Origin of the sequence: Antarcticimicrobium sp. (assembly GCF_029212575.1) — a bacterium.
Lineage (GTDB): Bacteria > Pseudomonadota > Alphaproteobacteria > Rhodobacterales > Rhodobacteraceae > Antarcticimicrobium.
Map to the genome: position 1 here is coordinate 1 of NZ_JARGPK010000094.1, position 21,381 is coordinate 21,381.

Consider the following 21,381-nt stretch of genomic DNA (forward strand, 5'->3'; position numbering starts at 1 on the left):
GGGGGGGCCGGGGGGGGCGGCCCCGGGACCCCCGGAGTATTTGTAAAGAGAAGAAGGCGGGGCGCGGCCCCGGGATCTTCGGGAAGGATGAGCGAGATGTATAATTTCGAGTTCGAGAAGCCCGCGACGGTGGCCGATGCGGTGGCGGCTCTGGGCATGGAGGAGGCGCAGGCGCTGGGCGGGGGGCAGACCCTGATCCCGACGTTGAAACAGCGGCTGGCGATGCCGTCCAAGCTGGTATCCCTGAGCGGGATTGCCGAGATGAAGGGGGTCAGCATCGCCGACGGGGTTCTGACCATTGGTGGCGGCGCGACCCATGCCGAGGTGGCGGCGGATGCCTGCAAGCCGCTGGCGGCGCTGGCGGGCAAGATCGGCGATCCGGCGGTGCGCAATCGTGGCACCATTGGCGGGTCGCTGGCCAATAACGACCCCTCGGCGGATTACCCGGCGGCAATGCTGGCGCTGAAATCGACCATCGTGACCAATGCGCGCGAGATCGCCGGGGACGATTACTTCCAGGGCATGTTCACCACCGCGCTGGAAGAGGGCGAGATCATCACCTCGGTGCGCTGCGTTGTGCCCGATGCGGCGAATTACCAGAAGTTCGAGCAGCCGGCCTCGCGCTTTGCGCTGGTCGGGGTATTCGTCGCGAAATACGCCGATGGCGTGCGCGTGGCGGTGACCGGCGCGTCGGAAGAGGGCGTGTTCCGCTGGTCCGAGGCGGAGGCGGCGCTGAACCACGACTTCCGCACCGATGCGCTGATGGACCTGAACCTTAACCCCGCCAACATGATCGGCGATCTGCACGGGACCAAGGAGTATCGCGCGCATCTGGTCAAGGTGATGACCAAGCGCGCCGTCGCCGCGATTCTGTGAGTCCGCGCCCCGGCCGGATTGACATGGCTCAATCCGGCCGGGGTCGTTCGCGTGTAGGATGTTTCCAGTGAAAGCCTAGGAGGGCGCGCGACGATGACGGAAGACAAGACCACCTATATCGACATTCCCGAGGCGGTCGGGGTGTTTGACAGTTTCGAGACCCTGCAACAGGCGATCTATGACCTGATGATCGCGGGATTCAGCCGCCATGACATCAGCCTGCTGGGCGGCAAGGGCGCCATCGAGGAAAAGCTTGGCAAGACCTATTGGCAGGCCAAGGAGCTTGAGGACGATCCGCGGGCGCCGCGGGCGGCCTTTGTCTCAGAAGAGGCGATGGGCGAGCTGGAGGGCGGTATCGCCGGCGGCTTCTTTTTCCTCGGCTCCTACATCGCCATGCTGGCGATGCTGAACCCGGCCACCACCCTAGCCGCCTCGATCGCGGCGATCGCCATCGGCGGCGGACCGGCGGCGGTGGTGGGGGCGCTGCTGGCGCGGCGCGCCGACAAGCATCACCGCGATTACTACCAGACGCAGATCGAGAACGGCGGAATTCTGGTCTGGGTGCGCGTTGCGGATGCGGAAAAGCAGCGTCTGGCGGTCAAGATCATGAAAGAACATTCCGGCAAGGATGTTCATGTGCATGATTGGAGCGAGTGAGCATCGGGAATCGAACGGGGGGACGCATGGGCCGGCAGGGATGGCCCGGAAACCGGATAGGAGACCGACGATGGCAACCAAGAAACCCAAGACCGAAGACAAGGTCACCGACGCCGCACAGGCGATGGCCGACCTGACGTCGATGTACCAGAAGATGGGCATGAACGCGATGGCGTTCATGGGCGGCGACTGGATGGAGCGGATGAGCGACATGGGCGCCGAGATGCTGGAGTTCTATACCCAGCGGGTGCAGGAGGATGTGGCGCTTTATCACAAGCTGCTGCACTGCAAGGATCTGGGCGCGATGCAGGAGATCCAGGGCGAGTTTCTTCAGCGCATGATCAATCGCTACACCGAGGAAACCGGCAAGATGATCGATATGGGCAAGACGGCGATGAGCGGCGGCAAACCGGGCTGACAGCCGGAACCGCCGGCAGGGAATGAGGGCCGCGCAAGGTGGAGGCGCGGCCCTTGGCCTTGTCGGGGCCACTCGCGCGAGCCGGGCAAAAGCGGGTTCAATTGCCCGGTGCCTGCTTTCGTGGTACGATCCACGCGGTTTCGTGCGACGGGGGATCCACGATGGCAGAGGTCAAACCGACGAACGCAGGGTCGTCAGTGGCGTTCCTTGAGCTGGGCCTGTTCGATGGAACCGTTCCCGTTTCGCTGGCGGACGGGGTCGACATCACCACACTGTCCGGCGTCAACGCGGCGACCGAGATCAAACTGGTCTATGCCACCGCCAGCCTGTCCTTCTTTGGGTCGTTCACGCTGATCGGCGACAAGATCCAGTTCGGCACGATGGTCGACAAGGTTCGGATTGTTGGCGATGGCGCGGATTCGACCGTGACAAAGGTTGGACGGTCCTTCGAAGATCTTGTGGTCGGGATTGTGGATGATCTCGCCTTCTTTTCCAATCTGTTCCAGTTCGATGACAAGGTGACCGGTTCGGAGTTGGATGACGTCATCGCGGGGTTTGGCGGTGATGATTTCATCCTGGGCCAGGATGGCAACGACAGGTTGGAAGGCGGCGACGGCGCAGACAATCTCGTCGGCGGAATCGGCAAGGATTCCCTGTTTGGCGGGGACGGGGCCGATATTCTAGGTGGGGGTTTTGGCGATGACTCCATTTTCGGTGGGGCGGGCGACGATACACTTCGTGGCGGTGAGGGAGAGGATGTCCTGGAAGGCGGTGCCGGCGACGACCAACTCGTCGCGCATGCCGGGGACGACACACTCAACGGCGGCAATGGCGCCGATTCCCTGTTCGGTGGTGAGGGTGATGATTCCCTGAACGGCGGGAACGGCCATGATACCTTGCTGGGTAACGATGGCGATGATCGGGCCCTTGGCGGCGGCGGGGACGACAACATCTCCGGGGGGGCTGGCCGGGATGTCCTGACCGGCGGAGCCGGGTTGGACCTGATTGTCGGCGGCAGCGGCAGGGACAAGGTGTTCGGTGGATCGGGCAACGACCAGTTGCTCGGATGGAGTGGCGACGATCAGGTATCGGGCGGAACAGGAAACGACGAACTGGATGGCGGTGCGGGCGATGACCTGTTGCGGGGTGGGGCCGGAAACGACCTTGTCGATGGGGATGCCGGACGCGATAGGCTTTTGGGAGACGCCGGAAACGACATCCTTGATGGCGGTGCAGATCGGGACAAGCTGTTCGGCGGCACCGGGGATGACACGTTGAAGGGGGGCGACGGCAACGACAGATTGAAGGGCCAGGACGGTAATGACACGTTGAAGGGCCAAGCCGGCCGCGACGTCCTGCGGGGCGAGGCGGGCAATGACATATTGGATGGCGGTGCACAGAGCGATCGCCTTTTCGGCGGCACCGGCCGCGACATCCTGGACGGCGGTGCGGGCAACGACCTTCTTTTCGGCGACGCGGGCCGCGATACCCTGAACGGCGGCCTGGGCGATGACGCTTTGAGTGGTGGCGGGGGCAATGACCGGCTGTTTGGCGGGTCCGGCGGCGACAGTCTGACCGGCGGCGCCGGGGTTGATCTGCTGCTCGGCGGATTGGGACTGGACCGGTTTGTGTTCAGGGGAGCCGCCGATAGCGGCATCGATGCGCCGGATCGCGACTGGATCGGCGATTTCGAGATCGGGCTGGACAAGATCGACCTGAGCGTCCTGCTGGACGACCTGGGCCTGACAGGCAGCGTCGTGAGTGCATTTTCAGGCGCTGCCGGCGAGGTGAGGATTACGTCCGGTCTGGTCGCCGTCGATCTGGACGGCGGTGCCACGCCCGACCTTGGTATCGATGTCGAGAAAGACGATCTGGCGGTGACCCTGTCCGCCGACGATCTGATCCTGATCTGAGGTCGCTGTCCGAGACGAAAAAGCCCCCGCGTGGGCGGGGGCCGGTTGTTTCGGGACCGTAGCGGTGCGCTACTTCTGCGGCAGCGGACCGATCATCATGATCATCTGACGGCCCTCCATCTTCGGCATGTTCTCGATCTTGCCGAGTTCCTTGACGTCCTCGGCGACGCGTTCGAGCAGGTCGCGCCCAAGGTTCTGGTGCGCCATCTCGCGGCCGCGGAAGCGCAGCGTGATCTTCACCTTGTCGCCGTTCTCGAGGAACTTGACCACGTTGCGCATCTTGACTTCGTAGTCATGCGTGTCGGTGTTGGGCCGGAATTTGACCTCCTTGACCTCGATGATCTTCTGCTTCTTGCGGGCTTCGCTCTCGCGTTTTTGCTGTTCGTACTTGAACTTGCCGAAGTCCATGATCTTGCAGACCGGCGGGGCGGCATTCGGCGAGATCTCGACCAGGTCGAGACCGGCCTCTTCGGCCATTTGCATCGCCCTTGCAGGGGTGACGACGCCGACGTTTTCGCCTTCGGCTCCGATCAGGCGAATTTCGGGGGAGCGGATCTTGTCGTTGACGCGCGGGCCGGTTTCGCGGGTCGGCGGAGCGTTGTGAGGTCTGCGAGCTATGGGTTTGTTCCTTCGATTGTTTTCAAGGAGAATCCGAATTTGCACGGTAAACTTGGCCCGGGCGTGATTCAAGCTGCAAAATGGTGCTCACGCGGGCAGAAATGCGGTGGAAATTCCCCCTTGCCCCCGGTGCCGGGATGCCTCAGGTGCGGGCGGCAAGGCCAGTGGACGGCGGGGATTCGCAGCGCTGCCCGGCTTTCGGGACAGAAGGCCGGCGGCGCGCCGAGACCGGTTCACTGCCACAGATTACATAAGGAACGGATTGATGAACAAACTGATTTGGGTGGTGATCGCCGCGGCTATGCTCGGGGCGGGGTATTACGTCTATCAAAACCAGATTGCGACCGCACCGGAGGCCGCTGCGCCTGAGGCCACGGCGCCCGAGACCGCAAGCGCGCCGGAGTCGGAAGCCACCGAGGGAACCCCGGCGTTGGAAGAGCCGGCGGCGGAGACCGTCGAAGAGGCGGTCGAAGAGGTGGTCGATGACGCGGCGGAGGCGGTCGGTGAGGCCGTGGAAGAGGCCGGAACCGTAGTGGATGCTGCCGCCGATGCCGCCAAGGAGGTTGCCGATGAGGCGGTCGAGGCGGCAAAGGACAAGGTCGAGGAGATGACCGAGACCGCCACCGAAGAGGTGTCCGGGGCGGTGGAGTCCGTTGTGGGCGACGTCATGGGCACCGGCGCCGCCGATGCTGCCGACGTAGTTGCCGATGGGGCCGCTGATGCTGCTACGGATGCCGCCGGTGCAGCTGTTGATGCCGCCGATGCCGGGGACGCGCCGGCGGCTGTGGCAACCAGTGCAGCGGACTGGCTGAGCGTGGCGGGTTTCGACCTGGGCAAGGTGACCGAGGCGATCGACAACTCGTCGCTCGACGTGACGCAGAAGCTGCTGCTCAAGACCGGGGTGGAGAAGGCCAAGGACAATCCGGAGCTGCTCAAGGCGGCTCTTGGCAAGGTTCGCGTGGCTCTGGGCCTGTAACCGCAGTCCTCGCGTTGTCGCGGAAGCCGCCCGGCCCCCCCTTCGTGGCCGGGCGGTTTTCTCGTTTTGCCGGGCTACGATCCTATTGATCGACAGCGCCGGAAGGATCAGTCGAGAAACGCCTTTTCCACCACGTATTGCGCCGGCTTGGAATTTGCGCCCTCTTCCAGCCCGTAGGCTTCGAGCATGTCCTTGATCTCGAGGTTGAAGGCGAGGTTGCCGCAGACCATGGCGCGGTCGTTGTCGGGGTTGATCGGCGCGACGCCGAGATCCTCGAACACCTCGCCCTTGCGCATCAGGTCGGTGATGCGGCCCATCTTGGGGCTGTCTTCGCGGGTGGTGGTGGGGTAATAACGCAGCTTGTCGTGGAAGCCCTCGCCGATCAGCTCCTCCAGCATCTCGTCGCTGCGGATGCTGTCGATCAGCTCGCGCCCGTATTGCAGTTCTTCGACCTGGCGGCAGGTGTGGGTGAGGATCACCTCGTCGTAATCCTCATAGGTCTGCGGGTCGCGCAGCAGGCTGGCGAAGGGGGCGATGCCGGTGCCGGTGGCAAACAGCCAGATCCGCTTGCCCGGCAACAGCGCGTCATGCACCAGCGTGCCGACGGGCTTGGGGCGCAGGATGATCTCGTCACCCGGTTCGATGTGCTGCAGCCGCGAGGTCAGCGGGCCGTCGGGCACCTTGATCGAGTAGAACTCCAGCTCCTCGTCCCAGGACGGCGAGGCGATGGAATAGGCGCGCAGAAGCGGTTTCTGCTTGCCGGTCCTGGGGTCGGGATCGCCCATCAGGCCGATCATCACAAACTCGCCGGAGCGGAATCGCAGCGAGGCGGGCCGCGTCACCCGGAACGAGAACAGCCGGTCGGTCCAGTGTTTGACGAAGGTCACCGTCTGGGCGTCAGGCAGCGTTGGCGTCTTGACGGGGGTGGCGTCGGTTGCGGGATCGGTCGCTGGATCGGTCACGGGGCGCATCTCGGTCATTGTTTCCTTGCCGGTGGGTATAACCGGCACCTCTGGGTAATCTTTGATTCAGGTCAGGTGAAGGGAAAAACCGCAGCCGCATGTCCCGGGGCGCGGATCGAAGGACGGTTCGTGGGTGTTTGCAGGGTCTCAGGCCGGGATCGGGGCGCGGGAGTGGCCGCGCAGCCGCGCCTGGTAATCATGCGCGCGCCAGTCGGCGCGGGCGCGCCATTGGTCCTCGGGCTGGCGGGCGGCGAGCTCTGCGTCGATCTCCACCTCGTCGAAACCGGCGCGGCGGGCCATGGCGTATTGGTCGGCCAGAACGTGGCCGGTGGCGCGCAACCGCCCGGCATAGCCCAGCCGCCGCAGGTCGCGGGCCAGGGTGAAGCCGCGGCCGTCGGCGAAGCTGGGGAAGGTGACGCGGACCAGCTCCAGATCGCCCAGCCTTTCGGCCAGGTCGCTGGCGCGGTCGCCGGGGGCGAGGATGGCGGTGCGGGTCTCGGGGCCCGACCAGTCGTCGGAGGTGAAACCGGCGTCGGTGACGATCACGGTCATGCGTTTGCTCCTGTGCGGACGAATTTGCCGTTGACGAAATGGATCCCGCATTCGTCCTTTTGCTGGCCGCGCCAGCGCCCGGAACGCGGGTCTTCGCCGGGTTTGACGGGCGAGGTGCAGGGGGCGCAGCCGATCGAGGGGTAGCCCTTGGCCACCAGCGGGTGACGCGGCAGGCGGTTTTCCTCGATATAGGTCTGCACGTCCTCGGGCGCCCAATGGGACAGCGGATTGATCTTGATGCGGCCGGTGCCGTCCTCGAGTTCGAAGAAATCGAGCGCGGCGCGGCGACCGGACTGGAACCGCTTGCGGCCGGTGATCCAGCCGTCGAAGCCGGTGAGCGCAGCCTGCAGCGGCCGGGTCTTGCGCAGGGCGCAGCAAGCGTCGGTGTCGCGCTGGTGCAGGGTGTTGTCGGGGTCGTCCCGCGCGATGTCGGCAGAACGGATGATCTGCAGGTTGCGCAGGCCCAGCCGTTCGGACAGCTCGGCCTGGTAGACAAGAGTTTCGGTGAACAGCATCTCGGTGTCGATGAAGAGCACCGGCACGGCGCGGTCGATCACCGCCGCCATGTGCAGCAGCACCACGGATTCGGCGCCGAAGCTGGAGACCAGCGCGATGCGCCCGGCCTCGGTCAGGGCGGCGCGCATCACCTCGGTGGCGCCGTGATGGCGGTAGCGGGCGTTGAGCGCGGCGACCTGTTCGGCGCGCGCCTCGAGCGTCGCGAGCGCGGCACCGGGGGAGCCTCCGGCGGGAGTATTTTTGCCGAGAAGAAGCATGGGGTTACGCGGCCTCGGTCCGGGCACTGTCGTAGAGTGCGGATTTGAAGGGATCGGCGCCAAGCCGGCGGTAGGTGTCGAGGAAACTCTCCTCCGGCCCCGCGCGCAGGTCGAGATAGGCCAGCATCAGCCGTTCGATCGCCGGCACGATCTGGTCGGCGGAAAAGCCCGGGCCGGTGCGGGTGCCCAGCGTCGCATCGGGGCCACCGTCGCCGCCCAGGGTGATCTGGTAGTTTTCCACCCCGGCGCGGTCGAGACCGAGAATGCCGATATGGCCGACGTGGTGGTGACCGCAGGCATTGATGCAGCCGGAGATCTTGATCTTCATCTCGCCGATCTCGTGTTCGAGCTTCAACTCGTCGAAGCGGGTGGCGATCTCCTGCGCGATGGGAATCGAGCGCGCGGTGGCCAGGGCGCAGTAATCCATGCCGGGGCAGGCGATGATATCGGAGATCAGCCCGATATTGGCGGTGGCCAGCCCGTGCGCGCGCAGGGTGGCGTGCAGCGCGGGCAGGTCGGATTTGTGGACATGCGGCAGGATCACGTTCTGTTCGTGGCTGATCCGCAGCTCGTCATAGCCGAAGCGTTCGGCGAGGTCGGCCATCACCCGCATCTGCTCGGCCGAGGCGTCGCCCGGGGTCGCCCCGTGCGCCTTGAGGCTGATCGAGACGATGGCGTGATCGGCGCGTCGGTGGGATGCGAGGTTGGTGTCGGCCCAGCTGCGGAACAGAGGGTCTGCGGCATAGGCGGCCTCATAGGCCTGCGCGTTGCCACCGCGAAACGCGGGCGGGGCGAAATGGGTCTCGATCTCGCGCAGCAACGCCTGGTCCTCGCCGGTGAAATCCGGGCGGATCTGGGCGAAGCGTTGCTCGACCTGCGCACGGATGGTGTCGATGCCGTTCTCGTGCACGGTGATCTTGATCCGCGCCTTGAACTTGTTGTCGCGGCGGCCGAGCTGGTTGTAGGTGGCCAGCACTGCCTCGAGATAGGGCAGCAGGTCTTCACGCGGCAGGAAGTCGCGCAGCACCTTGCCGATCATGGGGGTGCGGCCGAGGCCGCCGCCGATCAGCACCTGCAGGCCGATTTCACCGCCCTTCTCGACCAGGCGCAGGCCGACGTCATGCGCCTTGGTCACGGCGCGATCATTCGGGCTGCCGGTGATGGCGATCTTGAACTTGCGCCCGAGGAACTGGAACTCCGGGTGGTCGGTGGACCATTGGCGGATCAGCTCGGCGATCGGGCGCGGATCGGCAATCTCGTCCGCAGCGGCGCCGGCGAAGGGATCGGCGGTGGTGTTTCGGATGGTGTTGCCGGAGGTCTGGATCGCGTGCAGCCCGACCTCGCCCAGGGCGTCGAGCATGTCGGGGATGTCGCGTAGTTTCGGCCAGTTGTACTGGATGTTCTGGCGGGTGGTGAAATGGCCATAACCCTTGTCCCAGCGCTCGGCGAGATAGGCAAGCTGGCGCATCTGCGCCGAATTCAGCGTGCCATAGGGGATCGCCACCCGCAGCATGTAGGCGTGCAGTTGCAGGTAGACGCCGTTCATCAGGCGCAGCGGCTTGAACTCGTCCTCGGTCAGGTGGCCCTTGAGGCGGCGGTCGACCTGGGCACGGAACTGGGCGTTGCGGCTGGCGAGAAAGGCGGTGTCGAAATCGGTGTAGCGGTACATGGTCGGGCTCCTGTGCGGCGTGCCTAGAGGTCGGCCTGTTTGCCGTGGGCGTAGTTGGACGGGCCGGTGGCGCGGAACGCCTCGCGGAAGTGGACCGGTTCGGGGCCGTTCGGCCCCGGGCGCACATCGGCAAGATAGGCGCCGACGATCCGGGTTTGCTGGGCCTCGGCGTGCAGCAGGCGCAGTTGCGCGTGGGCCTCGTCCTCGATCAGCTCGGCTTCGGTTATGCTGCGGCTCCAACCGTCACCGGCGGTGAGATAGACCACGTCGCCGTCGACCAGGTCGGAGGCGGTGACGATTTTCGGGGTGAAGGGGCGGGACATCAGGCGAATTCCATTTGCGGCAGTGCAAGATCGGGCAGGGCCCGCGCGGCGGCGCGGGGGGCGAGCCCGTAGAGGGTGAGGACCGGACCGGAGAGGCCGGTGGTGGCAAGGTCTTCGGGCAGGCGGTCGAGCGTAGTGGCGAGCACGCGCTGATCGGGGCGTGAGGCGTTCTCGACCAGGGTGACCGGCGTAACGCGGTCGGCGCCGTGCATGATCAGCCGGCCCTGCACGAAACGGGCGGATTTCTTGCCCATGTAGATCGCCGCGACCTCGCCCGGGCGGGCCAGCGTGGTCCAGTCGTGATCGGCAAAGCCGGTCATGTCATGCCCTGTGAGCAGCCGCACCGAGGCGTTGCGGCCGCGTCGCGTCAGGCTTTGGCCGATACAGGCGACGGCGGCGGAGGCGGCGGTGATGCCGGGCAGGATGCGCCAGGGCACATGGGCGGCATCGCAGGCCTCGATTTCCTCGTCGAGGCGGCCGAAGACGGTGGCATCGCCGGATTTCAGCCGCACCACGCGGGCGCCGGTGCGGGCATGGGCCACGATCAGCGCGTTGATGTCGCCTTGCGCCATCGAGGCGGTAAAGCCGCGTTTTCCGGTCTCGATCAGCCGGGCGTCGGGACCGGCCTCGGCCAGGATCGCGTCGGAAATCAGGCAGTCGTGCAGGATCACGTCGGCCAGTGCCAATGCGCGCAGCGCCTGGCGGGTGAGCAGATCGGGGTCGCCGGGGCCGGCGCCGGTGAAGGCGACCGATCCGGGCGCGAAGGCAGAGCCGGGGGAGGGGGTATCGCTGGGGTGCATGTCTGGCCCGTCCGCTGTGATTGACTTGGTTCAAAATATAGGAAATTATCCCGTCTGAAGGCCAGATGCCCGGATGAATAAGGACATTTGTTCCCATGATGGTTTCTGTTGGAATTTTTGTTCCGAATATGAGGAGAGTGTGGAATGCCCGTGCGGATCGATGCGCTGGACCGGAAAATCCTGGCCGAACTGCAGCGCGACGCGAGCCAGTCGCTGGACGAGATCGCGGGCAACGTGGGCAGTTCGAAGACGCCGGTGTGGAACCGGATTCGCAAGCTGCGCGAGGCCGGGGTGATCGGCAGGCAGACGGTGATCCTGGATGCCGAGGCGCTGGGGTATGAGGCGTGTTTCTTCGTGCTGATCCGAACCTCGGAGCATGAGGCGGAGTGGCAGGCGGATTTTCTCAAGGCGTTGCAGGACCGCCCCGAGGTGCAGGAGGCGCACCGGCTGGCGGGTGATATCGACTATATCCTCAAGGTGCGGGTGAAGAACGCGCGCGCCTATGATGCCTTTTACCAGGCGCTGATCTCGGAGGTGCGGGTGCACAATGTCACCGCGCTGCTGTCGATGGAGGAGATCAAGTCGACCACGGATCTGCCGCTGGACGAATGAGGGCCGGCGAGGACGGGTCGCGCCGTCTGGTCAATCGGCGCGCGGGTTTGCTAATCTGGCCGCCATGAGCTTTGCGCGCGTCTCTCACCGATGGATTGCCCTGGCCTTCGTGCTGGGGGTGGCGCTGCTCGGGGCGGGGATCTGGCGCTATGGCTACCTGCAGGCGCTGGGGCAGCTGGCGCAGCGGGCCGATGCGGATCTGGCGCTGGCCAGCGACCGGCTGGCGACCCAGTTGCAGGTCTACCAGGAGCTGGCAGCGCTGACCGTGGATCGCCCGGCGCTGACCGGGTTGGGGGACCCGGCCCGGCGGCCCGCCGCGCGGGCGCTGTTGCAGGCGGTGGCCGACAAGACCGGGGCGCTGGATATCGCCTATGCCGATGCCTCGGGGCGGGTGTTGGCGGCGGCGCGGGGGATCGTCGGGGGTGATCTGGGCGATGCCGGGTATTTCCGCCGCGCCATGCAGGGCGCGCTGGGCAGCGGCCACGGTCTGGCCGGGCCGCAGGGGCGGCGCGTCTACTATTATGCGGCACCCGCCTTTGCGGCCGGTGGCGCGGTGCGCGGCGCGCTGGTGGTGGTGGCTGATGTCGAGGATGTGGAGCGCAGCTGGCGCGGCAGCCTGCCGGCGGTGTTCTTCATCGACGCGCGGCACGAGGTGTTCATCGCCAACCGCACCGAGCTGCTGTTCTGGCGCCGCGCGCCGGGTCAGGCGGGGCTGACGCCGGTTGGCGGCGATGCGCAGCCGTTTTCGACCGGGCGGGCCGGCGGGCACGAGATCTGGCGGCTGGACTGGGGCCAGTACCTGCCGCGCCGCGCGCTGCACCTGGTGCGCGACCTGCCGGTGGTGGGGTTGACCGGCGAGATCCTGGTCGACGTGGCCCCGGCGCGGCGGCTGGCCGGGCTGCAGGCGGCGACGGTCGCGGCGATCTGCCTGGCCTTCGGAGCGGTGCTGTTCCTGGTGACCGAGCGCCGCCGCGCGCTGGCCGAGGCCAACGCCAAGCTTGAGGCGCGGGTGGCGAACCGGACCCGGGAGTTATCGCAGGCCAATGTCATGCTGCGCCGCGAGGTGGTGGAGCGCGAAGAGGCCGAGGCGGCGCTGAAACGGGCGCAGGCCGACCTGGTGCAGGCCGGCAAGCTGAGCGCGCTGGGCCAGATGAGCGCGGGCATCAGCCATGAATTGAACCAGCCGCTGATGGCGATCCGGCAGTTTGCCGACAACGGCGCGGCCTTTGTCGCGCGCGGCAGGCCGGAGAAGGCGGGCGAGAACCTGAGCCGCATCGCCGAGATGGCGGCGCGGATGGCGCGGATCATCCGCAACCTGCGCGCCTTTGCCCGCAACGAGAGCGAGCCGATGGGCAAGGTCGACCTGGTGCAGGTGATCGGCAGCGCGGTGGAACTGACCGAGGCGCGGCTGCGCGCCGACGCGGTGCAACTGGCCTGGGAGGCGCCTGCCGCCCCGCTCTACGTCTGGGGTGGCGAGGTGCGGCTGGCGCAGGTCTTTGTCAACCTGATCAACAACGCCGCCGACGCCATGGCGGGCCGGGCGGGCAAGCGTATCGTCATCGCGGTCGCGGATGCCGGCGGCAGACTGGTGGTCAGCCTGCGCGACAGCGGGCCGGGGATCGCCGACCCGGACAAGATCTTTGAGCCGTTCTACAGCACCAAGGAGATCGGCGGCGACGAGGGGATGGGGCTGGGCCTGTCGATTTCCTACGGGCTGGTACAGAGCTTTGGCGGCAATATCCGCGGCGCCAATGCGGCGGGGGGCGGCGCGGTCTTTACCGTGGAGCTGGACCGCTGGACCCAGGAGCGCGCCGCATGACCCGCAAGGTGCTTTTGGTGGACGACGACGCGGCGGTGCGCGATGCGCTGGGCCAGACGTTGGAGCTGGCCGAACTGGAGGCAATCACCTCGGGCTCCTTCGTGGTGGCCAAGGATCATATCGCGCCGGAGTTTCCCGGCGTGATCCTGTCCGACATCCGGATGCCGGGGCGCGACGGGTTCCACCTGCTGGAATACGTCCAGAAGATCGATCGCGAGTTGCCGGTGATCCTTTTGACCGGCGAGGGAGATATTCCGATGGCGGTGCGGGCGATGGGGCAGGGGGCGTTCGATTTCCTCGAGAAACCCTGTGCCGCGGCGGATCTTCTGGCGGTGCTGGACCGGGCGCTGAAGACCCGGGCGCTGGTGCTGGAGAACCGGCGGCTGAAGCGGCAGCTGGAGCGCGGCGATCCGGCGGCGCGGATGCTGTTCGGCACCTCGCCGCAGGCCGAGGACCTGCGGGCGCGGGTGCGCAGCGTGGCGCCGACCGGGGCCGAGGTGCTGGTGGTCGGCCCGCCGGGCAGCGGGATCTCGAAGGTGGCCGAGGTGGTTCACCTGATGTCTTCGGTCGCGCGCGGCCCCTTCGTCAAGCGTCCGGCGGCGGGTCTCGGGGCCGAGGCCTTTGCCGGGCTTTGCGAGCAGGCGGCGGGCGGATCGCTTTTTCTTGACGAGGTCTCGGCGATGCCGGAGGCCACGCAATACGCGGTGCAGGAGACGCTGGAACAGGGCGCGCCGGCGCGGGTGATCGCGGGCTCGACCGCCGATCTGGCGCGGCGGGTCGAGGCAGGGGCGTTCAACGCCGATCTGTTCTATCGGCTCGACGTGATGCAGATCCGGATTCCGGCGCTGAGCGAGCGGCGCGAAGATATCCCTGTCCTGTTCCGCCATTACGTTGCGCAGGCGGCCGAGCAGGCGGGCATCGCCGCGCCCGAGATCGGCCCGGGCCGGCTGGCCGTGCTGATGGCGCAGGACTGGCCGGGCAACGCGCGGTCCTTGATGTCGGCGGCGATGCGGTTCGTTCTGGGCATGCCGGACGAGGGGGCGCAGGCGGGCGCGCTGGGGCTGGCCGAGCAGATGGCGCAGGTCGAACGCTCGCTGCTGATCGCGGCGCTGGCGCGGCAGAACGGGCGCGCGGCGGCGGCGGCAGAGGCGCTGAAACTGCCGCGCAAGACCTTTTTCGACAAGCTCACGCGCTATGGCATCCGGCCGGAGGATTACCGGCGCTGACCGGGTGAGTCGCGGGCGGGCAGGAAGCTGTGCGGATTTCCGCACAACCCGGGAGAATCGCGTGCGGGTTTTCGCACAAGAGAGGCGGATCGGCCCTGGTGGCGGCAAAAAGCCTCTGTATAAGAGATTGAATACAATAAAGTTTCCAATCTGCCCAATAAGGCGGCACTGGATGCTTGAGCGGGGCGATTCGATTCGCTTCACTGGCGTCAACGCATCGAAACCCGGTGCGGAGGGGGCGTTGCGCCCCCAAACCCAGGATCAAACTCTCGGGAGGAGTAACCGATGAAACTGTTTGGTATGGCAAGCCTTGCCATTGCGATGGGCCTTGGGGCCCCGGCTGCCTTTGCGGCCTGCGACGACGGCGAGGTCGTCATCAAGTTCAGCCATGTGACCAATACCGACCGCCATCCCAAGGGGATCGCGGCGACGCTGCTGCAAGAGCGCGTGAATGCGGAGATGGACGGCAAGGCCTGCATGGAGGTCTTCCCCAACTCGACGCTCTACAACGACGACCAGGTGTTGGAAGCGATGCTTCAGGGCGACGTGCAGCTGGCCGCGCCGAGCCTGTCCAAGTTCGAGCAGTTCACCAAGAAGTTCCGCATCTTCGATCTGCCATTCATGTTCAAGAACATCGAGGCGGTGGACGAGTTCCAGAACTCCGAGACCGGCCAGGCGATGAAGGAGACCATGGTGCGCCGCGGGCTTCTGGGCCTGCAGTTCTGGCACAATGGCATGAAGCAGATGTCGGCCAACAAGCCGCTGATGATGCCGTCGGACGCCAACGGGCTGAAGTTCCGGGTGCAGAACTCGGACGTGCTCAAGGCGCAGATGGCCGCGCTGGGCGGCAGCCCGCAGCCGATGGCCTTTTCCGAGGTTTACGGCGCGTTGCAGACCGGCGTCGTGGACGGGCAGGAGAACACCTGGTCGAACATCTACGGCCAGAAGTTCTTTGAGGTGCAGGACGGCATCACCGAAACCAACCACGGCATCATCGACTATCTGCTGGTGACCAACGTCGACTGGTGGGAAGGCCTGCCCGAAGACCTGCGCGCGCAGCTGTCGACGATCATCCAGGAGGTGACCGAGACCCGCAACGCGGAATCCTTCAAGGTCAACCAGGAGGCCAAGAGCGCGGTGGTTGCCGCCGGCGGCGTGGTGCGCGAGCTTACGCCCGAGCAGCGCACGGCATGGGTCGAGACGATGAAGCCGGTCTGGGCCGAGTTCACCGGCGATGTCGGCCAGGAGAACATCGACGCGGCGCAGGCGATCAACGCCAAGCACTGATCCCGGCACATGCCGGACGGCCCGGCCCCCTTGATCGGGGCCGGGTCAGTCATATCCGCCAAATGGGAGGGGGAACCATGTCGGCTCATCATCACGTCTCGGACAGCGTTCTGGGCCGGGTCGTCAACGAGATCGAGGAGACTGCGATCGCGGTGATCCTCGGGCTGATGACGATCATCACCTTTGTCAACGTCGTGCTGCGCTATGGTTTCAACACCGGGATCATCTGGGGGTTGGAGGCGACGACGTTTCTGTTCGCCTGGCTTGTCCTGTTCGGGGTTAGCTACGCGGTCAAGGTGACCGCGAACCTGGGCGTCGATGCGCTGCTCAACCTGTTCTCGGCCCCGGTGCGGCGGCTGCTGGCGCTGGTCGCGGCGGCGATTTTCATCGCCTACGGCGTGCTCCTGCTCAAGGGGGCGTGGGATTACTGGGCCAATTTCGCCAACCTGCCGCAAACCACCGGCCGCTGGTTCCCGACCGGGCTGGAGGAGATGAAACGCACCAGCTATCGCGGCTGGTACGAGGTGGTGGACATTCCCTTTCCCGGCTGGCTGCGCTGGATCGAGCCGATCATGAACGACGGCGAAGCCTACGAGAAAATCCCGCGCTTCATCCCCTATTTCATCCTGCCCTTCGGCATGGCGCTGCTGCTGTTCCGGGTGGTGCAGGCGACCTGGCGCATCGCCACCGGGCGCGCCGAGAACCTGATCGTGAGCCACGAGGCGGAAGACGCCGTCGAGGATGTCGCCCATATGAACCGGGAGAGCTGAGCCATGGAAGTTGCAATTCTCTTCGGCATGGTCGTCGGGCTGATGCTGATCGGGGTGCCGATTGCTGTGTCGCTCGGGTTCTCCTCGACCCTGTTCCTGCTGGTGCTGAGCGACACCTCGCTCGCCGCCATCGCGCAGAGCTTTTTCCAGGCGATGGCGGGGCATTACACGCTGCTGGCGATCCCGTTCTTCATCCTGGCGTCAAGTTTCATGTCCACCGGCGGGGTGGCGCGGCGGATCATCCGGTTTTCCATCGCCATCGTCGGGCATTTCCCCGGCGGGCTGGCGATTGCCGGGGTGTTCGCCTGCATGCTCTTTGCCGCGCTGTCGGGCTCCAGCCCGGCGACGGTGGTCGCCATCGGCTCGATCGTCATCGCGGGGATGCGCCAGGTCGGCTATTCCAAGGATTTTGCCGCAGGGGTGATCGCAAACGCGGGCACCCTGGGCATCCTGATCCCGCCGTCCATCGTGATGGTGGTCTATGCCAGCGCCACCGACGTGTCGGTCGGGCGGATGTTCCTGGCCGGGGTCATTCCGGGCCTGATGGCGGGCACCATGCTGATGCTGACGATCTACCTGATCGCCAAGCTGCGCGACCTGCCCAAGGGCGAATGGAAGGGCTGGGGCGAGGTCGTGGAATCCGGCGCCGAGGCCGGCTGGGGGCTGTTCCTGATCGTGATCATCCTGGGCGGCATCTATGGCGGCATCTTCACCCCGACCGAGGCGGCGGCGGTGGCGGCGATCTATGCGTTCTTCATCGCCAGCTTCGTCTATCGCGACATGGGGCCGTTGGCGCGACCGGAGGGCGAGCGCAACCTGAGCCTGATCCAGAAGCCGATCGCGCTGATCACGGTGTTCTTTCACCGCGACACCCGCGACACGCTGTTCGAGGCGGGCAAGTTGACCGTGACGCTGATGTTCATCATCGCCAACGCGCTGATCCTCAAGCACGTGCTGACCGACGAGCAGATCCCGCAGCAGATCGCCTCGGCGATGCTGAACGCAGGATTCGGCGCGGTGATGTTCCTGGTGATCGTCAACGTGATCCTGCTGATCGGCGGGCAGTTCATGGAGCCCTCGGGGCTGATCGTGATCGTGGCGCCGCTGGTGTTTCCGATCGCCATCGAGCTTGGCATCGACCCGATCCACCTTGGCATCATCATGGTGGTTAACATGGAAATCGGCATGATCACCCCGCCGGTCGGGCTGAACCTGTTCGTCACCTCCGGGGTGGCGGGAATGCCGATGATGCGGGTGGTGCGCGCGGCGCTGCCGTTTCTTGCGGTGCTCTTCGTGTTCCTGATCATGGTGACCTACATCCCGATACTCTCCACCTGGTTGCCCACCACCTTCATGGGGCCGGAGATCATCACCAAGTGACGGTTTGACCAGTGCTCGGGTATCGAGTGGACCGCGCGGGCAGAGATGTCCGCGCGGTTCTTTACTTCGGGCCGCTGTCGGGACGGGGTCAGCCGCTGGGCATCTTCAGGGTGTGGTCGCGCCCGCCCTTTTGATAGCGCAACTGGTTCTCGCCGATGGCCACCACCCTTCCGCCGTCGATGCTGTCGCCGACCTTGACCTTCTTGTAGCGGCCGCTGGACAGGCGCACCAGGGCGCGCCGGTCCGAGGTGGTGCCGTAGACCCCGATCAGGTTTATCTGGCGCAGGTTGATTTCGTTCTTCAGCGTCGCCTGCCGGGCGACCGAGGCGGAGGAGGGGATCTTGGGCGCCACCGTTGCTGCCACGGGAGAGGCGGCGGCAAGGTTTCCGGAAACACCGATGGAGGCGCGGTCGGAGTTGCGGACGACAGATTGGAAATCGCTCGGGCGCGCCCTTGGAATCCGGGCGCTTGCGACCGCCTGCGGCGTCGCCTCGCCACCGCCGGGGGCGGTGGCGTCATCCTGGGCGCTGGACGCGCGCGCGCGCGGGCGCAGCCCGCCCAGTTCGGCGCGGCTGCGGCCGCCGAGCTGGGCGCGCTCGGTCTGCTCGATGAGATCGGTCGGACGCGGGCGCGGGCGGAACGCGGCCAGACGCTCGCGCAGGGCGGCGGCCTCGACGGCGGCATCGTCGGCGGGGGTGAGCCGGGCCGGGGTCGGCGGCGGCACCACCGGCGGGCGGCCGAGATAGACGGTGATCCCGTCCGGCGTGACCGCCCCTTCGGGCGTCGGGGTGACCAGCCCGCGGGTGTCGAGGTCGAAGGCGGTGCCGGCCGCGGCGGGCGAAGCCAGCCCGCTGAGCGCGGCGTCGGTGACGTAATCCTGCGCCTGCGGCAGGGCAACGGCGTCCTGGGACAGGTCGGTGCGGTCGATCGAGGCGACATAGAGGTCGTCGATGCCGATGATCGCGGGGGTCTCCGGAGTTTCCGGGGCGGTGGGCCAGATGCCGGTGGTGGCGTAGAAGGTTTCGGTGTCGGCAAGGGAGGGGGCCGCGAGGCCGGTGCGCACCTCGGGCTCGGGTTCGGGTTCCAGTTCGGGATCGAGCGCGGCAAGGTCACGCGCGGTATCCTCGGCGGCGGTGTCCGGGGCATCGGTATCTGGGGCGTCGGGCGTGGTGGAATCGGCGCGCAGCGCCTCGAGTACCGCGCTATCGGTTTCAGTGAGCGCCGGCGACTGCGGCGCTTGCGGGTGCGCGGGGGCGTCCTCGGTTCCCGTCGTGGCGGTCTCGGGGGGCAGTACGGCTGCGAGGTCGGACGGGGCGGGCGGCGATACCGCGCTGATCATCGGCGGCTGCGCCGGGGCCGGGCCGTTCTCCACCCCCGGGCTGTCCGGACCGGCGGCGTCCTGCGCGGTGTCGCTGCCGGCGGGCGCCGGTTCGGTCTCCGGCTGCGGGTCGGCAGTGCGTGCCGGCGGCCCCGCCGGGGCGAAGAGACGTGCAAGAGGCTCGGGTGTGAACAGCGCCGCCCAGGCCGCGACCGCGGCAAGAAAGAGCAGCAGCACGATGGTGAGGATCAGCCCGAGGTGGCGCGGCTTGCCACGCGATTGCTGCGCCGCGCGGGCCCCGAAGACGGTCAGGCGTTCGGCCTCGTCCGGGGTCGGTTCGGGGGCGGGCGTCGCGGCGGTGAAGCTTTGCTTGGCGGCGGGCTTGCCGACCGGCAGCGGCTCGGCTTTGGCCTTGGCTGGACTGCGCCGCAGAAGGCCGGTGGCACGGCTGCGCAGGGAGCCGAGCAGAGCTGTGGCCGCCGCAACCGAGGGTGGCGGCGCGGAGGCGCCCGGCCCGGCGGTAGCCCCGAGCGACCGGGTCGGCGCAGGAGGTGGCACAGGCGCGGGTCCAGGTGCAGCAGCGATGCCCGTGCCCTGAACCGGCGCGGGGTCGGCCCGGTCGGGGCGCGACAGGGCCGGGGCGGCTTTCTGCGCCGCCTGAGGATCGTCGCGGCTGGCCCCGGCCAGGGCGGGGGCCGGGCCCTCGCCCTCCTTGCCGCGCCGGCTGGAAAAGCCGACTGCGGGCGGGGCGGGACCGGCGATCGGGGCCGGATCGGCGGTCTCTTCCGGCGGTGCGGGCTGATCGGCGGCAGGCGTCGAGGGCTCTTCGGAGCTGGCGGCGGCCGGTGCCGGGGGGGCCGCTGCCGGAGTCTCTGCCGAACCCTCCCCCGAAAACGCGCCGTCACGGGCGGCGAGGGGCGCGGCCTCAGGTTCCGGGATCACCGCCGGGCCGGTGACCACCACCGCGACGCCATCGGGTTCGATCTCTGTCTTGCCGGCGTTTCCGGCGGTGCCGAAATACGGCTCGCCCAGAAACGGCTGATCCCCCGGCACGGCGACGAAGCTGACCGGGTTGAACCGATGCTCGACGGCAAAGGCCTCGGCCTCGTCCAGGGTTTCGCGAGCGACGGCGGCAACATGGGTGGTATGCCCTTCGACCGAGATGTCGTAGGCCAGGTCCTCAACCGCATAGGGTGTCGCGCCGTCCAGCGCCTCGCGCACCAGGGCGCGGCGCGCCTCGCCTTCGGCGCGGCCGGTCTCCAGCGTCAGGTAGCGGATCTGGTCGTTCGGGATGATCAGCTTGCAGCTGATGCCGGCAGGCTCGATCAGCAGCGCCTTTTCGCGCAACTCGGACAGAGAGGCGGCAAGGTCGGGCACATCCAGCGCCACCTCGCCGACACGGCGCCAGCCGCCGGCTGCGCGGTGCAGCAGGGAGATCCCCTCAAACGAAAGAGAGAGCGCGAAACCCGGTTTCATTCTGACGAAACTTACCCAACCCGAACCTGAGGGCACACGCGGCGCCCGAGGCCGGACCATAAAGCAGGAGATTGCCGAGGAAAAGAAAAACACTTGGCGGTATCTTGCCGATCCCGGGGCTCTCGTCGCATCGTGGCGGCAAAGAGGGAGTGTTGACCATGATCCATCGAATTCTTTCCGCCGTCCTGCTGTCTGTCCTGGCTTTCGCCGCCTGGGCCGAACCGCCCGAGCGCCGCATCTCGGTCGCCGGGGAGGGGCGGGTCGAGGCGGCGCCGGACATGGCGACGATCACGCTGGGCGTGACGCATGAGGCGAAAGAGGCGCGGCAGGCGATGTCGGCCACCTCGGAGGTGGTGGCGCGGGTGCTGGAGCGGCTTGCCGGCATGGGCATCGCGCCGCGCGACCTGCAGACCCGGCAGTTGTCGCTGAGTCCGGTGTGGTCGGACAGTTCGGTCTCTGCCAGCAACCGGCGGCGGATCACCGGATTCGTCGCTTCCAACACGGTGATGGTGCGGGTGCGCGACCTGGCGGCGCTGGGTGGCATCCTGGATGCGGTGATCGCGGATGGTGCCAACGATTTCAACGGGTTGCGATTTGGCGTTCAGGATCCCGCACCGCTGCTGGACGAGGCGCGGCGGCGCGCGGTGACCGACGCGATGGAGCGGGCAAGGCTTCTGGCCGGGGCGGCGGGGGTTGCGCTGGGCCCGGTGCTGTCGATCGACGAACACGGCGGCGGGTCGGTCGCGCCGATGGCCGAGATGGCGATGCGGATGAGTTCGGGCGGCGCGCCGGTGGCGGCGGGCGAGCTGACCATCACGGCGAATGTGTCGATGGTGTTTGGCATCGGGGAGTAGCGGCGCGCGACGCGGCTGTCGTCCCGGGCCTGATCCGGGATCTTTCCGAGGCCATAGGCCCCGGCTCGGAGACCGCGGGGTGACAGGTGGGGGGGTGGCCCC

At 67.0% G+C, this 21,381-nt stretch carries 20 protein-coding genes; 12 read left to right on the forward strand and 8 right to left on the reverse strand.

Translation table 11 applies throughout. From position 1 onward, the window contains the following. Positions 1-96: 96 nt before the first annotated feature. From P1U75_RS19775 to P1U75_RS19790, 4 genes are all read left to right on the forward strand, one after another. On the forward strand, positions 97-876 hold the full coding sequence (locus tag P1U75_RS19775) for a xanthine dehydrogenase family protein subunit M (protein ID WP_300246512.1): 780 nt from the start codon (positions 97-99) through the stop codon (positions 874-876). A 93-nt stretch (positions 877-969) separates the two neighbouring features. Then, on the forward strand, positions 970-1,533 hold the full coding sequence (locus P1U75_RS19780; protein ID WP_300246476.1) for a hypothetical protein: 564 nt from the start codon (positions 970-972) through the stop codon (positions 1,531-1,533). Positions 1,534-1,603: 70 nt separating this feature from the next. Beyond that, positions 1,604-1,951, forward strand: a complete 348-nt coding sequence (locus tag P1U75_RS19785; RefSeq protein WP_300246478.1) for a phasin family protein — start codon at positions 1,604-1,606, stop codon at positions 1,949-1,951. 161 nt (positions 1,952-2,112) lie between these two features. Further along, on the forward strand, positions 2,113-3,864 hold the full coding sequence (locus P1U75_RS19790) for a calcium-binding protein (RefSeq protein WP_300246480.1): 1,752 nt from the start codon (positions 2,113-2,115) through the stop codon (positions 3,862-3,864). A gap of 69 nt (positions 3,865-3,933) precedes the next feature. On the opposite strand, the gene infC is transcribed toward P1U75_RS19790, so the two are convergent. Beyond that, entirely contained in the window at positions 3,934-4,482 is a 549-nt protein-coding gene (gene infC / locus P1U75_RS19795) for a translation initiation factor IF-3 (RefSeq protein WP_366915074.1), read from the reverse strand. A 265-nt stretch (positions 4,483-4,747) separates the two neighbouring features. Here infC and P1U75_RS19800 point away from each other — a divergent pair, with 265 nt between their 5' ends. Continuing rightward, positions 4,748-5,458 (forward strand): translation initiation factor 3, encoded by a 711-nt coding sequence (locus P1U75_RS19800; RefSeq protein WP_300246482.1) that lies wholly within the window; start codon positions 4,748-4,750, stop codon positions 5,456-5,458. A gap of 107 nt (positions 5,459-5,565) precedes the next feature. Here P1U75_RS19800 and P1U75_RS19805 read toward each other — a convergent pair whose 3' ends face one another. The 6 genes from P1U75_RS19805 to cobA form a co-directional block, all read right to left on the reverse strand. After that, positions 5,566-6,438, reverse strand: coding sequence for a ferredoxin--NADP reductase (locus P1U75_RS19805; protein WP_300246484.1), 873 nt, complete (start codon positions 6,436-6,438; stop codon positions 5,566-5,568). A gap of 129 nt (positions 6,439-6,567) precedes the next feature. Then, on the reverse strand, positions 6,568-6,972 hold the full coding sequence (locus P1U75_RS19810; protein ID WP_300246486.1) for a DUF934 domain-containing protein: 405 nt from the start codon (positions 6,970-6,972) through the stop codon (positions 6,568-6,570). Next, entirely contained in the window at positions 6,969-7,745 is a 777-nt protein-coding gene (locus P1U75_RS19815; RefSeq protein ID WP_300246488.1) for a phosphoadenylyl-sulfate reductase, read from the reverse strand. Before P1U75_RS19815 ends, P1U75_RS19810 begins: the two co-directional genes overlap by 4 nt. Positions 7,746-7,749: 4 nt before the next feature. Next, positions 7,750-9,414, reverse strand: coding sequence for a nitrite/sulfite reductase (locus tag P1U75_RS19820; RefSeq protein ID WP_300246490.1), 1,665 nt, complete (start codon positions 9,412-9,414; stop codon positions 7,750-7,752). Positions 9,415-9,437: 23 nt separating this feature from the next. Next, positions 9,438-9,737 (reverse strand): DUF2849 domain-containing protein, encoded by a 300-nt coding sequence (locus tag P1U75_RS19825; RefSeq protein ID WP_300246492.1) that lies wholly within the window; start codon positions 9,735-9,737, stop codon positions 9,438-9,440. Further along, entirely contained in the window at positions 9,737-10,537 is an 801-nt protein-coding gene (gene cobA / locus P1U75_RS19830; protein ID WP_300246494.1) for a uroporphyrinogen-III C-methyltransferase, read from the reverse strand. Before cobA ends, P1U75_RS19825 begins: the two co-directional genes overlap by 1 nt. A 144-nt stretch (positions 10,538-10,681) precedes the next feature. Here cobA and P1U75_RS19835 point away from each other — a divergent pair, with 144 nt between their 5' ends. From P1U75_RS19835 to P1U75_RS19860, 6 genes are all read left to right on the forward strand, one after another. Further along, positions 10,682-11,149 carry an Lrp/AsnC family transcriptional regulator gene (locus tag P1U75_RS19835; RefSeq protein WP_300246496.1) on the forward strand — a complete coding sequence of 156 codons (468 nt, stop codon included), beginning with the start codon at positions 10,682-10,684 and terminating at the stop codon, positions 11,147-11,149. 64 nt (positions 11,150-11,213) lie between these two features. Further along, complete coding sequence (locus tag P1U75_RS19840; protein ID WP_300246498.1) at positions 11,214-12,968, forward strand: ATP-binding protein; 1,755 nt, start codon at positions 11,214-11,216, stop codon at positions 12,966-12,968. After that, positions 12,965-14,194 (forward strand): sigma-54 dependent transcriptional regulator, encoded by a 1,230-nt coding sequence (locus P1U75_RS19845; protein WP_300246500.1) that lies wholly within the window; start codon positions 12,965-12,967, stop codon positions 14,192-14,194. The genes P1U75_RS19840 and P1U75_RS19845 overlap by 4 nt, the downstream gene beginning before the upstream one ends. Before the next feature lie 285 nt (positions 14,195-14,479). After that, positions 14,480-15,481 (forward strand): DctP family TRAP transporter solute-binding subunit, encoded by a 1,002-nt coding sequence (locus tag P1U75_RS19850; RefSeq protein WP_300246502.1) that lies wholly within the window; start codon positions 14,480-14,482, stop codon positions 15,479-15,481. A 77-nt stretch (positions 15,482-15,558) separates the two neighbouring features. After that, a complete protein-coding gene (locus P1U75_RS19855; protein ID WP_300246505.1) occupies positions 15,559-16,251 on the forward strand; it encodes a TRAP transporter small permease in 693 nt (230 codons plus the stop codon). Positions 16,252-16,254: 3 nt separating this feature from the next. Further along, positions 16,255-17,631 carry a TRAP transporter large permease gene (locus tag P1U75_RS19860; protein ID WP_300246507.1) on the forward strand — a complete coding sequence of 459 codons (1,377 nt, stop codon included), beginning with the start codon at positions 16,255-16,257 and terminating at the stop codon, positions 17,629-17,631. 88 nt (positions 17,632-17,719) lie between these two features. On the opposite strand, the gene P1U75_RS19865 is transcribed toward P1U75_RS19860, so the two are convergent. Beyond that, the gene (locus P1U75_RS19865) at positions 17,720-20,425 is read right to left on the reverse strand and encodes a hypothetical protein (protein WP_300246508.1); all 2,706 of its coding nucleotides are present in this window, start codon (positions 20,423-20,425) and stop codon (positions 17,720-17,722) included. 158 nt (positions 20,426-20,583) lie between these two features. On the opposite strand from P1U75_RS19865, the gene P1U75_RS19870 reads away from it, so the two are divergent. Beyond that, positions 20,584-21,279 (forward strand): SIMPL domain-containing protein, encoded by a 696-nt coding sequence (locus P1U75_RS19870; RefSeq protein ID WP_300246510.1) that lies wholly within the window; start codon positions 20,584-20,586, stop codon positions 21,277-21,279. Positions 21,280-21,381 lie beyond the last annotated feature (102 nt).